The following is a 12,336-nucleotide window of genomic DNA, read 5'->3' as shown; positions in this document are numbered from 1 at the left end:
CGACGGGCTACTTCACCGTTTCGGTTCTGATCCCCGCGAAACGATCTCCTCCGCAATTTCGGCTACCCGCGTGTTGGAGGTCTGCGACAGCTTGGTGAGTAGTTCGAAGGCGCGGACCGCGTCGACATTGAACCGTTCCATGATCATGCCTTTGGCTTGGCCAATGATGTCCCTGCTCGCCAACGCGGACTGAAACTGAAGTCGTACATCGTCGGCAATGAGCGCGATGGCGGCGTGGGTGGCGAGCATCGCACCGACTGCTTCAAATTCGGCAGTGAAGACGTCAGGTTTGAGCCCGAAAAGGTTTAGTGCCCCCATGCGGGCGTCGTGAGTGTAAAGCTGAAACGACATCAAGCTGTGGACACCGGCCGCCACTGCCGCCTCGCCGAATTGCGGCCATCGCGGGTCTTCGCGGAGGTCATTGCACAGGACCATCGAATGACCGATAGCGGCATCCACGCAGGGGCCCTCGCGGAACCGCTCCTGGAGATCATCGATGTCGACGGCCAGCTGTGAGGTCGCCGCCACTGACCGGAAAAGGTCAGCACCCGAGATCAGTAGTACGTCCGCGCATTCCACACCGTCAATCAGGTCAACGGCACTCGTCGTTACGGTCTGCAAGGTGACTTCGAGTTCGGTCGGGTGAGCGAATCGTTCGGTCAATTCCGACATCGTTTGCCGAAGGACCTCGGCGTACCCGCGGTCATCCATAACGGCAGCCCCCTGTCGCGACAGTGGTAAAGGCGAAGCGGGCCAAAGAGAAGAATGATCAGAAGGCCCGTCGGGACCCTGAGCGACTAGGTGAACCGCGCGAGTGACGGCCATAGCCGTCCATACGCGTTTTCCACACTACTCGGCTGTGCATCGATACAGGCCGGCCGGGCCTGCTGACGGCACTCCCGGACCTCGAGAGAACGTCCTAATCGCCGCTGCGGCAGCGACTTTCATGGGCGCGATCTGGGGGCTCGTACTGGCCACGCCCACTCCGACAAATTAGACCGTGGATATCGGATTTTGTGTTGTGGAGCTAAGGGGAATCGAACCCCTGACCTTCTCGATGCGAACGAGACGCGCTACCAACTGCGCTATAGCCCCTTGACCGCTAGCAGGCTACCAGTTCCGGCAGGGCGACAGCACTGTGCGGCACTACAGGCCGACGGCGCGGGGCATCTCCCGGTGCCAGCCGTAGTGCTGCTGCGGCATCGCGTAATCCAGGTGCTCGAAGATGGGGTCCTCGTCGTCGATCTCCAGGACCACCGCGCCGGGGCGACGCAGCCGCGACGGGACGACGTCGTAGTCGCGGTCGTGGGCGTTCTCCACGCCAAACTGGGCGCGTGCCATCCGCTGCATCCGGCGGCGACGGACTTTCTCCTCGATCTTGGTCTGCCGGCGCAGATAGCCCAGGTAGATCAGGGTTATCGCGGTGGCGGTTCCGCATACCCACCACGCGGTCGGCGTCATTTCGAATGCGGCCGTCGCAGAACCAACCAGGATGACCGCCATCACCATCAGCACCTTCCGGCGGAAGGCGTACTTGCGGGCGGTGACGGCCGCCGCGGTCTTGGAGTCGAAGCGGCGCCGGCGCCGAGCGCTCGCCGGGAGCACGCTCTCCCGCGAACCCGCGTCCTGGTAGTCCTGGTCCGCCTCGGGCTCCAAACCGGACGAGTCCTCGACGTATTCGTACTCGTCGTCGGCGTGATCGTGGTCAGCCTCGGCCTCGACCTCGGAGTCGTCTTCGTCCACCGGTACAAGTTCGGGTTCGGTGGCCGCGGCGCTGGCGCCGACCGGCAGGGCACCAGAGTCTTCGATCACGTCGACGTCCAGGTAGTCGGGCTCGGCCGGCTCGGCGACCGTCATCTTCATGACGACCGGGCGGGCGCGGCGCAGCTCTTCGGTCTCGGCGTCGTGATCGTCGTCGCGCTCGCCGAGGTCGTCGCGGCGGTCCTGTTCAGCGTCGTCGAACTCCTCGTCGGCCGAGTTTTCCTCGGGCTTCCAGTCCGGGTCGCTGCGGTGACCTGCGGCCGGACCGGTGCGCCTGAGCAGCCGGGATGCCGCCCCACCGTTGAGCACCCGGGTGGCCAGCGCCACGTCGCTGGTGCGTCGTACGGCGTCGCGCTTGCTGATCAGCATGGGCACCAGCACGAATAGCCAGAGCACCACGAGCGATATCCATAACAATGACTGCGGGATGCTTGGCATGATGACCTGCTCCTTCTGGTTCCGATCCCGCGGGGGCCGATCGTCGACCTGCGCGGCTGGGACCTGACCAGCGCAATTACACACCTGTAATTCGCCTCTTTCAAGCATCACACGCCACATATGTCACGTTGGCCACAGAATTGTTGCGATTTCTCCCCGGCGGCGGGCCGTGGCGCGTCGAGATCGCCGCTTCGGCCGCGCTCCGGGCAGGGAGCACCGCCGCGACGGCAATCTCGAGGACTAGTGGCGAGCGAGACGTCCGGTTACGCCCAGCGCGCGTATCCGGCGCGGACCAGCGTCGATGTCACCGACCCGTAGACCTCTTCGGCCGTGATCGCCATCAAGAGATGGTCCCGCCAGGCCCGGTCAACCTCGAGGTAACGGCGCAGCAGGCCCTCTTCGCGGAAGCCGACCTTCGCCAGCACGGCGCGACTCGCGACGTTCTCCGGACGCACCGTGGCCTCCACGCGATGCAGCATGACCGGCCCGAAGCAGTGGTCGAGACCCAACGCCAATGCTCCGGTCGCGACCCCGCCACCGGTCGCCGAGCTCGGCACCCAGTAACCGATCCACGCCGACCGCAATGCCCCGTGGGTGACGTTGCCGATGGTCAGCTGGCCGCAGAACCGCCCGTCCAGCTCGATCACATACGGCAGCATCCGGCCATTGCGGGCCTCGGACCGCAGGCCAGAACACAACACCGGCCACGCCGCGACGGTGTGCCGGACCGTCCAGTCGCCGTCGGCCGTGGGCTCCCAGGGCTCGAGATGTGTCCGATCGGCCAGCCGGTGCCGACTCCATTGGGCACCATCGCGCATCCGCACCGCCCGCAGCCGGATCACCCCGGCCGCGACCCGCAGCGGCCCGACGTCCAAGGGCCAACCCGGATGACGGGAGTTGGAGCGCAAGAGGTTCACGAGCGTGCGCCGTCGATGTGGTCAGCCGCGCTGGGCCAGGAACGCGACGTCGACGATCTCACCGGTACGAATCTGCTCTGCCCCACTGGGAACCACAACGAGACAGTTTGCCTCAGCCAGCGTCGCGAGCAAATGCGATGACGCCCCGGGGGCTCCGCCCAGCGCCTGCACCAGATACTCGCCGCTGTCCTGGTCACGCATCAGCTGGCCACGCAGATAGCCCTTGCGCCCGGCGACCGACGTGATCGGCGACAGCGTGCGAGCCCGCACGATCCGGCGCATCGGCTGGCGCTTGCCCAGCGACAGCCGGATCAGCGGCCGGACCATCACCTCGAAGACCACCAAAGCGCTGACCGGGTTGGACGGCAACAGGAATACCGGAACGCCCTCGCGGCCCAGCTGCCCGAAGCCCTGCACCGATCCGGGGTGCATCGCGACCCGGACGACTTCCATCTCGCCGAGCCCGGACAGCACCGCGCGGACCGCCTCGGCAGCTCCACCCCCGACCCCGCCGGCGATCACCAGGACCTCAGCCCTATTGATCTGGCCCTGCACGATTTCGCCGAGTTCGTGCGGGTTGTTGGAGACGATGCCGATGCGGTTGACCTCCGCGCCGGCATCCCGGGCCGCCGCCGCCAGCGCATAGGAGTTGACGTCGTAGACCTGCCCGTTGCCCGGGGTGCGCGAGATGTCCACCAGCTCGCCCCCGACGGCCATGATCGACACCCGCGGGCGCGGGTGCACCAGGACTCGCTCCCGGCCGACCGCCGCGAGCAGCCCCACCTGGGCCGCGCCGATGATCGTCCCGGCCCGCACGGCGACATCCCCGGGCTGGACGTCGTCGCCGGCGCGCCGCACATAGGCACCCGAGGGCGCTCCGCGCAGAATCCGCACCTTCGACGTCCCGCCGTCGGTCCAGCGCAGCGGCAGCACCGCGTCGGCCAGCGTGGGCAGCGGCGCCCCGGTCTGCACCCGGGCGGCCTGCCGCGGCTGCAGCCGGCTCGGCGTGCGCGCACCGGCCTCGATGGTTCCCATCACCGGCAGGACCAGCCCGCCGGGGGTGTCCTCGTCGGCCATCGGCTCGCCGGTTTCGTCGAAGGAAATGTCGTCGGTGCCCACATCGCCGACACCCAGCACGTCGACGCTGCGCACCGCGTAGCCGTCGATCGCGGCCTGGTCGAATCCGGGCAGCGGCCGTTCGGTCACCACTTCTTCGGCGCACATCATCCCTTGCGCCTCCGCGATGGCGACACGTATCGGGCGCGGGGCTACCGCGGCCGCCGTTATCCGGGCCTGCTGTTCCTCCACAGAACGCACTCGCCGCGCCTCTCTGCCGTCAACCCTGACGGGCGACGTGTCGGTCCTGAGCCCGATCGCCCGGCCGTCGCCGGGACGGCATGTCGGCCGGCTACTGCTCGGTCAGGCCCAATCGCGCCACCAACCACCGCCGCAATTCCGGGCCGTAGTCGTCACGATCCAATGCAAAGTCAACCGCAGCCTTGAGGTAGCCGCCGGGATTTCCCAAGTCGTGTCGAGATCCGTGATGCACGACGACATGAACCGGGTGGCCCTCTTTGATCAGCAGCGCGATCGCGTCGGTGAGCTGTACTTCGCCTCCGGCGCCGCATTCGATGCGGTGCAGTGCGCCGAACACGGCACGGTCGAGCACATAGCGGCCCGCCGCCGCATACATCGACGGGGCGTCCTCGGCCTTGGGCTTTTCGACCATGCCCTTGACTTTGAGCACGTCCGGATCGTCGGCACCGGCAATCGGCTCGACGTCGAAAACGCCGTAGGCGCTGATCTCGTCGGGCGAAGTCTCGATCGCGCACAACACCGTGCCGCCGTACTGGGCGCGCACCTTCGCCATCGTCTCCAGCACGCCGGTCGGCAGCACCAAGTCATCGGGCAAGAGCACCATCACGGCGTCCTCGTCCGGCGCCAATACGGGTTCCACGCAACTGATCGCATGTCCCAAGCCGAGCGGCTCGAGCTGCACCACCGACTCGACCTTGATCAGCGCCGGGGCGCGACGCACCTTGGCTAGCATGGCTTTCTTGCCGCGGGCTTCCAGCGTGCCCTCCAGCACCAGGTCCTCGACGAAGTGCGCGACGACGCCGTCCTTGCCCTCCGAGGTGATGATCACCAACCGCTCGGCGCCGGCCGCGGCCGCTTCTTCGGCGACCAGCTCAATGCCGGGCGTGTCGACGACGGGCAGCAACTCCTTGGGCACCGTCTTAGTCGCCGGCAGAAAACGGGTGCCCAGACCGGCTGCGGGAACGATCGCCGTGTACGGGATCGGGACTTGATCTGGCCGTGACATCGTTCACACCATAGCGCTCATCGGGTTTGCCGCCGCTGCATGGCAGGCCGAATAGCCAAGCTGTCATCGTTGACGCATGACGACTTCGAGCAAGGCCGCACTGCGCGAGCAAGTGCTGGCCGCCCGAAGTGGCGTTGCCGACGACGTTCGGGCCGCTGAGGCGCGAATGCTCAACGAGCAGCTGGAGCTCGCGGTGAGCAGCGGCAGCACCGTCTGCGCGTATGTTCCGGTGGGCGTCGAGCCGGGGTCGGTCGCGATGCTGGACATGTTGCTGCGACGGGCGCGGCGGGTGCTGTTGCCGGTTGCGCGCACCAGCGACGACGGCACTCCCCTGTCGCTGCGGTGGGGCGAATACCGGCCGGGCAAACTTGTCCGCGGCCACTGGGGCCTGCTCGAGCCGCCCGAGCCGTGGCTGCCGGAGTCGGCCTTGGCCGAGGCCGAAATGGTGGTGGTCCCGGCGCTGGCCGTCGACCATCGGGGCGCGCGGCTGGGCCGCGGCCGTGGTTTCTACGACCGCTCGCTGGACGTTAGGAACCCGCAATCGCGCCTGATCGCGATGGTGCGCGACGTAGAGTTCGTCGACGAATTACCGGCCGATCCGCACGACGTACCGATGACCCACGTGATCACCCCGGAGCGCGGGGTAATGGCGCTAATTACCGACGGTGGGGGCGGGGAATGAGACCGGTTTCACGGCTGTTTTAGCACTCATGCACGGTAGAGTGCTAAAAAGACTTATTTGACGGAGGTTTTGAGTGCCGACCTACAGTTACGCGTGCACCGAATGCGATGACCGCTTTGACGTGGTGCAGGCTTTCACCGACGACACGCTGACCACCTGCGAGAAGTGCTCGGGTCGGTTGCGCAAGCTTTTCAACTCCGTGGGTGTGGTGTTCAAGGGCAGTGGCTTCTACCGCACCGATAGCCGCGAGTCGGGTAAGAAGGCGGCGGTTCCGAGCAACGGCTCGTCGACCAATGGCTCGGAGTCCAGCGAGAAGTCCAGCTCCACCGAGAAATCGGGCGCCAGCGAAAAATCCAGCTCGAGCGACAAGTCCGCGTCAAGCGAGAAGTCGACGAGTTCCGCGTCGTCCACCGCGGCCGCTTCGAGCTAGCGGGTTATCCACAGCACGTACTTCTGACCGGCACTGTCGCAGGCGCACTGCGCTTACCGTGGCGGGGTGGGGGAAGCGTCGCTGAATCCAACGCTGTTGCGCCGGATATCGGCGTCGCTGCGCCCGGACTGGACCCGGACGGTGCTGGCCCGCCGGGTCGCCGCGGGCGGCCTCGTCGTATTGGCCGGGATCGCCGCGCTGCGTTCCAATCCGGACGGTGACCGGGTCGAGGTGGTGGTCGCCACGCGCGACCTCACTCCCGGCGCGGCCTTGACGTCCGACGATGTTCGAGTCGAAAAGCGTTTGGCGACAACACTTCCCGACGGATCGCAGGCGGATCTTGGCGCGGTGGTGGGTTCGACGCTGGCCGGTCCGACGCGCCGCGGCGAGGTGCTCACCGACGTCCGCCTCCTGGGCAGTCGACTGGCCGAGGCCGCAATCGGATCGAAGGCCGGGCCCGGCGCCCGCATCGTGCCGCTGCATCTGGCCGACAACGCCCTGATCGACCTCGTTCGCGCCGGCGACGTCGTCGACGTGCTGGCCGCACCGCCCACCGATTCGCAGCCCGGCACTCAAGCCGTCAGCAAGGTGGTGGCAACCGATGCCGTCGTAGTGCTCGTGTCGCCCAAGCAGAAACCGCAGGCCGGGGACGGTGACCGCGTAGTCTTAGTTGCGCTGCCGGCCCGCGTGGCGAACACGGTGGCAGGCTCGGTACTAGGGCAGGCGGTCACCCTCACCCTGCACTGACTGCCTTGCTGCCGCTCGCCACACAAGCCGCAGCAATCTGTGTCCAGACCAGAAAGGACGTCGGAATGCTCAAGGGGTTCAAAGAGTTTCTCTCGCGGGGCAATATCGTCGACCTGTCCGTCGCGGTGGTCATCGGTACGGCTTTTACCGCGTTGGTCACCAAGTTCACCGACAGCATCATCACGCCGTTGATCAGTCGGATCGGCGTCAACCAGAAGACAGATGTCGGGGTCCTGCGGATCGACATCGGCGGCGGCAACACCATCGACTTGAACGTCGTGCTGTCGGCCGCGATCAACTTCATCCTGGTCGCCGCGGTGGTGTACTTCCTGGTCGTAATGCCCTACAACAGGCTGCGCAAGCAGGGTGAGGTCGAACAGGCCGATGACGCACAGATCGTGCTGCTGACCGAGATTCGCGACCTTCTCGCGGAGACCAATGGCGAGACCTCGTCGGGCAAACACGGCGGGACCGCGACGACACCGCCGCCAGAACACGGGCCGCGCGCGGACGCCGAGTCGCAGTGAATTTCCGCGGCTAAAGCGAGCCAGAAACTGCGCCGGCCGACTTTAGATCTCGAGGCTCGATAACTGCCCGATGATCTGCGCGGCGAGTGGATTCAGCGTGGCCATACCGTCGCGCACCGCGTAGCGCGAACCGGCGAGGTTGACCACCAATGTGCTGCCGGAGATGCCGGCCAGACCGCGTGACAGTCCCGCGTCGATGATTCCCGCGGACAGCCCGGAAGCGCGGACGGCTTCGGCGATGCCGAGGATTTCCCGGTCCAGGATCTCGCGGGTGGCCTCGGGAGTGACGTCGCGCGGCGTGACTCCGGTCCCGCCGACGGAGACCACCAGATCCACCCCACCGATAACGGCGGTGTTCAGCGCGTTGCGGATCTCCACCTCGTCGGCCTCGATCGCCACCACACCGTCGACGACGAATCCCGCCTCGGTCAGCAGCTCGGTGACCAGCGGCCCACTGTGGTCTTCTTCATCTCCGTGAGCGGTGCGATCGTCGACCACCACGACCAGAGCCCGGCCGACCACTAACTCCGCACCCGTTTCCATGGGTGCAACCGTATATCCGAGCTCCGCGATCGGCTCATCGACTCTCATCAGGAATCCGCCTTGCCGAGGGTGACCTGCACGGTCCGGTTGCCGCCGCCGGGATCCTGGAAGGTCAGCGTCACCTTGTCGCCGGGCGCCTTGGACCGCACCGCGGCAACCAAGGCGTCGGCGCTGCTGATCGGACGGTCGTCAACTTTGGTCACCACCACGTTCTTAGGAAGCCCCGCGTTCGCGGCCGCACCGCCCTGCACGACGTCGACGACCTTGGCGCCCGGTGTGCCCTTGTCACTGGTCACCTGGACGCCGAGTGACGCATGCGACGCCTTGCCGGTGCTGATCAACTCGTCGGCAATGCGCTTGGCCTGGTCGACCGGAATGGCGAAGCCCAGCCCGATCGAACCGCTCTGGGCGTCCGGCGAATCGGACCCCAAGGTCGCGATCGCGGAGTTGACGCCCACCAGTTGGCCGTTCAGGTTGACCAGCGCACCTCCGGAGTTACCCGGGTTGATTGCGGCATCGGTCTGAATCGCGTCCAGCACCGTGTTCTGGTTGCCGGACTCACCTGTCGTCGACACCGGCCGGTTCAGGGCGCTGATGATCCCGGTCGTCACCGTTCCCGACAAACCCAGCGGGGAACCGATCGCCATCACCGGCTGCCCGACCCGCACATCCGACGAGGAGCCCATCGCGATGGGAGTCAATCCGGAAATACCTTGGACGCGGACGACGGCGATGTCACTCGTGGGATCGGCGCCCACCACCGTGAACGGTGCGGTGCGGCCGTCGGAGAAGGTCACGGTCGTTTTCGGCGCCGGGGCTCCCGGGCCGCCAGGTCCACCGGGACCGCCAGGTCCACTCGGGCCACTCGGGCCGACAGGCCCACTAGGACCAACGGGCCCGCTGGGTCCACTAGGTGCTTTCGGCGGGCTGGCGGCAGCGGCGATGACGTGGTTGTTGGTCAGAATCAGCCCGTCGGCCGACAAGATGATGCCGGAGCCCTCTTCCGAGGCGCGGCCGAGATCGGTTTCCAGCATGACAACGCTGGGCACCACCTTGGCGGCGACCTGCTCGACGGTGCCGGGTGCCATATTGGCCGCCGGAACACCGGGCGTGGCCCCCGAGGTGCCGCCACCGCCGAGGGCGGCCGTGGAGTGCGTACCTAGTTCGACGACCGTTGCCGCGGCACCGCCGATACCGGCCGACACCACCGCGATCGCCAGCGCGCCCACCAGCATCACGCCGCCGCGGGAGCGCCGCTCGGGCCTGCGCGGGGGCATCATCGGCGGCATCATGCCCGGCATCGGCCCTGTCCCGGTGCCCCCGGGAATCGGACCCACTCCGGTGCCGCCAGGTATCGGACCGGCGCCGGTGCCGCCGGGTATCCGGCCTGGCCCGGTCCCTCCGGGTATCGAACCCGATCCGGTGTCGCCGAACGGCTCGTAGGGCCGACGGTATTGCGTGGTCTGCGACGGTTGCTGCCCTTGTTGATACCGCCAGTCGAAAGGCTGGTTGTACGGTTGCTGGTGCCCCTGGGCATACGCGGGGGCTACGGGCTGGTTAGGCGCGCTACGGTATCCCGGCTGCTGCGGCGGTGGCGAATACCTTGGGTCATTCGTCATGTCGCTAAGTCGCTCTTCCTCTAATTGGGGTGCTATCGAGCTCGACTTGTCTCGATTTCCAACACTAACTGCAACTACCTTGCGCGCGCGGACTGAGAGTCCACTGAGATAACGCTCGTCGTATCCCGAGAGTTCGCTTCGGTGGGAACGGCAGGGTTGGTCTTGGCTTCGCTGTTGGCGTCAGCCCCACTCTGGGCCCCGCCCGTCGAATACGTCGAACCCGGCAGCGGCCGGCCGGGAAGCAACACGTAAATCGATGTTCCCGGCGGATGGGCGCCCGAAACGGTGTCTTCGACGCGGAGCAGTCCGCCGTGGTTGAGCACCACCTGCTTGACGATGGCCAGCCCCAGTCCCGAACCCGGCAGGGCCCGTGCCGTCGTCGACCGGTAGAACCGCTCGAACACCAGCCGCCGCTCGTGCGGCGGGATGCCCGGGCCGAAGTCGGAGACCACCAGCTCGGCATGCGACGGGTCGAGCTGGCGCATCCGGACACCGACACGGCTGCCCGGCGGACTCCACTTGGCGGCGTTGTCCATCAGGTTCAGCGTCGCGCGCGACAGCCCGGCGGCGTCGCCGTAGACCTGCCATGGCAACACGTCGACGTCGAAGTGAATGTCGTTGCGCCGCCGCCTGACTCGCTCCAGACTCCGATCGATGACCTCGGACATGTCGACCGGCTCGTGCACCACCTGGCCGGCGTCGTCTCGGGTGAGGTCCACCAAATCGCCTACCAGAGTGGACAGTTCCTCGATCTGCGCGAGCACATCGCTACGCAGGTCGACCATCTCCTGTTCGGGGAGCCGTGGCGCGCCCGGCTCCATCGACGCCATCAGCAGTTCGACGTTGGTCCGTAGCGACGTCAGCGGGGTGCGCAACTCGTGTCCGGCGTCGGTGACCAGCCGTGCCTGCCGCTCCCGGGACTCGGCCAGTGCCCGCAGCATCAAGTTGAATGCCTCGGTGAGCCTGGCCAATTCGTCGCTGCCGAAGACGGGGATGGGCCGCAGATCGTCGGTCCGGGCCACCCGCTCGGCCGCTTGGGTCAGGCGAGCGACCGGCCGCAGCCCCGCCCGGGTGACCATCCCGCCGGCCACCGCGGCAACCGCGACACCGATACCGCCGACGATCAGCAGCACCCAGCGCAGTTTGGTCATCACCGCCTCGGTCGGCCGCAGACTCTTGGAGATCAGCAGCGAACTGCCGTTGGGCAGGTGGATGGCCAGGATCCGCTGGTCGGAAGCGGTGCGCCGGGACATGAACAAGTCGCCACGGATGACGGCTTTCTCCGGCGCGTCGACCGGCAGGGTCTGGCCCGGCTGTTGCGCGGTGTAGATCGAGTGGCCCGGATTCACCAGCATCGCGTTGACGTCCGAATACGCCGTGCCCTCGATGGCTTTGGCCGGGTCGGCGGCCAGCGAACCGCTGGCGATCAGCAGCTGCGCTCGGCTGTCCAGCTGGTTGTCGATGTCGCTGTACAGGGCCGCCGCGATCACCGCGTAGACGGCGAATGCCATCAGCACGACGACCATGGCCACCATCGACATCGCCAGCAACATCACCCGCCACCGCAGCGACAACGAACTGGGCGCTTGCAGCGGTGCGCGCCGACGTCGTTGGGACCGAATCATCAGGGCGGCGTCTCCCGAAGGACGTAGCCCACGCCGCGCACGGTGTGGATCAGCCGCAGCTCACCGTCGGCTTCGGTCTTACGGCGCAGATACCCGACGTAGACCTCCAGCGCATTGCCCGAGGTGGGAAAGTCGAATCCCCACACCTCCTCGAGGATGCGGCTGCGGGTGAGCACCCGGCGCGGATTGGCGATCAGCATCTCCAGCAGCGCGAATTCGGTGCGGGTCAGGCTGATCCGGCGGACTCCGCGGGTGACTTCGCGGGTCACCGGGTCCAGGGCCAGATCGGAGAACTTCATGGCCACCGACTCGGCGTCCTCGGGCTTGGTGCGACGCAACAGCGCGCGCATCCGGGCCAACAGCTCTTCGAGGGCGAACGGCTTGGGCAGGTAATCGTCGGCACCGGCGTCGAGGCCGGCGACCCGCTCGGACACCGAGTCGCGGGCGGTAAGCACCAGGATCGGCAGGTCGTCGCCGGTGCTGCGGAGGTGGCGGCAGACCTCGAGACCGTCCAGACGCGGCATCATCACGTCCAGGACCAGCCCGTCGGGCCGGTCGCTGGCAATCATCTCCAGGGCTTCAACCCCGTCATGGGCCAGGTCGACGGAGTAGCCGTTGAAGGAAAGCGATCTGCGCAGCGACTCGCGGACCGCGCGATCGTCGTCGACGACAAGAATGCGCACGGCCACTAGTTTCGTCCTAGGGCCTGAGAGCGGCCTGAGAG

13 protein-coding genes and 1 tRNA gene are annotated in these 12,336 nt (G+C 67.0%); 4 read left to right on the top strand and 10 right to left on the bottom strand.

Going from position 1 to position 12,336, the window contains the following annotated elements:
- Positions 1-12 precede the first annotated feature (12 nt).
- The 6 genes from ACTXG5_RS11455 to ACTXG5_RS11430 form a co-directional block, all read right to left on the bottom strand.
- Entirely contained in the window at positions 13-711 is a 699-nt protein-coding gene (locus ACTXG5_RS11455; protein ID WP_445163760.1) for a GAF and ANTAR domain-containing protein, read from the bottom strand.
- Between the two features lie 311 nt (positions 712-1,022).
- Positions 1,023-1,095, bottom strand: a tRNA-Ala gene (locus ACTXG5_RS11450).
- Between the two features lie 51 nt (positions 1,096-1,146).
- On the bottom strand, positions 1,147-2,199 hold the full coding sequence (gene sepX, locus ACTXG5_RS11445) for a divisome protein SepX/GlpR (RefSeq protein ID WP_445163759.1): 1,053 nt from the start codon (positions 2,197-2,199) through the stop codon (positions 1,147-1,149).
- A gap of 263 nt (positions 2,200-2,462) precedes the next feature.
- Positions 2,463-3,116, bottom strand: a complete 654-nt coding sequence (locus ACTXG5_RS11440) for a GNAT family N-acetyltransferase (RefSeq protein WP_445163758.1) — start codon at positions 3,114-3,116, stop codon at positions 2,463-2,465.
- Positions 3,117-3,137: 21 nt separating this feature from the next.
- Positions 3,138-4,433 carry a molybdotransferase-like divisome protein Glp gene (glp, locus tag ACTXG5_RS11435; RefSeq protein WP_445163757.1) on the bottom strand — a complete coding sequence of 432 codons (1,296 nt, stop codon included), beginning with the start codon at positions 4,431-4,433 and terminating at the stop codon, positions 3,138-3,140.
- 91 nt (positions 4,434-4,524) lie between these two features.
- A complete protein-coding gene (locus ACTXG5_RS11430) occupies positions 4,525-5,439 on the bottom strand; it encodes a UTP--glucose-1-phosphate uridylyltransferase (RefSeq protein ID WP_445163756.1) in 915 nt (304 codons plus the stop codon).
- A gap of 76 nt (positions 5,440-5,515) precedes the next feature.
- Here ACTXG5_RS11430 and ACTXG5_RS11425 point away from each other — a divergent pair, with 76 nt between their 5' ends.
- The 4 genes from ACTXG5_RS11425 to mscL all read left to right on the top strand — a co-directional run bounded on the left by ACTXG5_RS11425 (position 5,516) and on the right by mscL (position 7,825).
- Positions 5,516-6,121, top strand: coding sequence for a 5-formyltetrahydrofolate cyclo-ligase (locus ACTXG5_RS11425; RefSeq protein ID WP_445163755.1), 606 nt, complete (start codon positions 5,516-5,518; stop codon positions 6,119-6,121).
- 73 nt (positions 6,122-6,194) lie between these two features.
- Positions 6,195-6,551 (top strand): FmdB family zinc ribbon protein, encoded by a 357-nt coding sequence (locus tag ACTXG5_RS11420; RefSeq protein WP_445163754.1) that lies wholly within the window; start codon positions 6,195-6,197, stop codon positions 6,549-6,551.
- Between the two features lie 66 nt (positions 6,552-6,617).
- Positions 6,618-7,298 (top strand): SAF domain-containing protein, encoded by a 681-nt coding sequence (locus ACTXG5_RS11415; RefSeq protein ID WP_445163753.1) that lies wholly within the window; start codon positions 6,618-6,620, stop codon positions 7,296-7,298.
- 65 nt (positions 7,299-7,363) lie between these two features.
- Positions 7,364-7,825 (top strand): large-conductance mechanosensitive channel protein MscL, encoded by a 462-nt coding sequence (gene mscL, locus ACTXG5_RS11410; RefSeq protein WP_445163752.1) that lies wholly within the window; start codon positions 7,364-7,366, stop codon positions 7,823-7,825.
- A gap of 42 nt (positions 7,826-7,867) precedes the next feature.
- Here the strand turns inward: mscL and ACTXG5_RS11405 are convergent, their stop codons facing one another.
- The 4 genes from ACTXG5_RS11405 to mprA all read right to left on the bottom strand — a co-directional run bounded on the left by ACTXG5_RS11405 (position 7,868) and on the right by mprA (position 12,295).
- On the bottom strand, positions 7,868-8,416 hold the full coding sequence (locus tag ACTXG5_RS11405) for a MogA/MoaB family molybdenum cofactor biosynthesis protein (protein ID WP_445163751.1): 549 nt from the start codon (positions 8,414-8,416) through the stop codon (positions 7,868-7,870).
- Entirely contained in the window at positions 8,416-9,987 is a 1,572-nt protein-coding gene (locus ACTXG5_RS11400) for a S1C family serine protease (protein ID WP_445163750.1), read from the bottom strand. Before ACTXG5_RS11400 ends, ACTXG5_RS11405 begins: the two co-directional genes overlap by 1 nt.
- Positions 9,988-10,061: 74 nt before the next feature.
- Positions 10,062-11,612, bottom strand: coding sequence for an ATP-binding protein (locus ACTXG5_RS11395; protein ID WP_445163749.1), 1,551 nt, complete (start codon positions 11,610-11,612; stop codon positions 10,062-10,064).
- Positions 11,612-12,295 carry a two-component system response regulator MprA gene (mprA, locus tag ACTXG5_RS11390; protein ID WP_445163748.1) on the bottom strand — a complete coding sequence of 228 codons (684 nt, stop codon included), beginning with the start codon at positions 12,293-12,295 and terminating at the stop codon, positions 11,612-11,614. Before mprA ends, ACTXG5_RS11395 begins: the two co-directional genes overlap by 1 nt.
- Between the last annotated feature and the right edge of the window lie 41 nt (positions 12,296-12,336).

This window comes from Mycobacterium sp. Dal123C01 (assembly GCF_052566995.1).
This window is presented reverse-complemented; position numbering and strand designations above follow the sequence as displayed.

What these genes read in the sequence shown, in the direction of transcription:
- ACTXG5_RS11455 (WP_445163760.1), bottom strand. Translation starts at nt 711, where the DNA reads ATGGATGACCGCGGGTACGCCGAGGTCCTTCGGCAAACGATGTCGGAA.
- sepX (WP_445163759.1), bottom strand. Translation starts at nt 2,199, where the DNA reads ATGCCAAGCATCCCGCAGTCATTGTTATGGATATCGCTCGTGGTGCTC.
- ACTXG5_RS11430 (WP_445163756.1), bottom strand. Translation starts at nt 5,439, where the DNA reads ATGTCACGGCCAGATCAAGTCCCGATCCCGTACACGGCGATCGTTCCC.
- ACTXG5_RS11425 (WP_445163755.1), top strand. Translation starts at nt 5,516, where the DNA reads ATGACGACTTCGAGCAAGGCCGCACTGCGCGAGCAAGTGCTGGCCGCC.
- mscL (WP_445163752.1), top strand. Translation starts at nt 7,364, where the DNA reads ATGCTCAAGGGGTTCAAAGAGTTTCTCTCGCGGGGCAATATCGTCGAC.
- ACTXG5_RS11405 (WP_445163751.1), bottom strand. Translation starts at nt 8,416, where the DNA reads ATGAGAGTCGATGAGCCGATCGCGGAGCTCGGATATACGGTTGCACCC.
- ACTXG5_RS11400 (WP_445163750.1), bottom strand. Translation starts at nt 9,987, where the DNA reads ATGACGAATGACCCAAGGTATTCGCCACCGCCGCAGCAGCCGGGATAC.
- ACTXG5_RS11395 (WP_445163749.1), bottom strand. Translation starts at nt 11,612, where the DNA reads ATGATTCGGTCCCAACGACGTCGGCGCGCACCGCTGCAAGCGCCCAGT.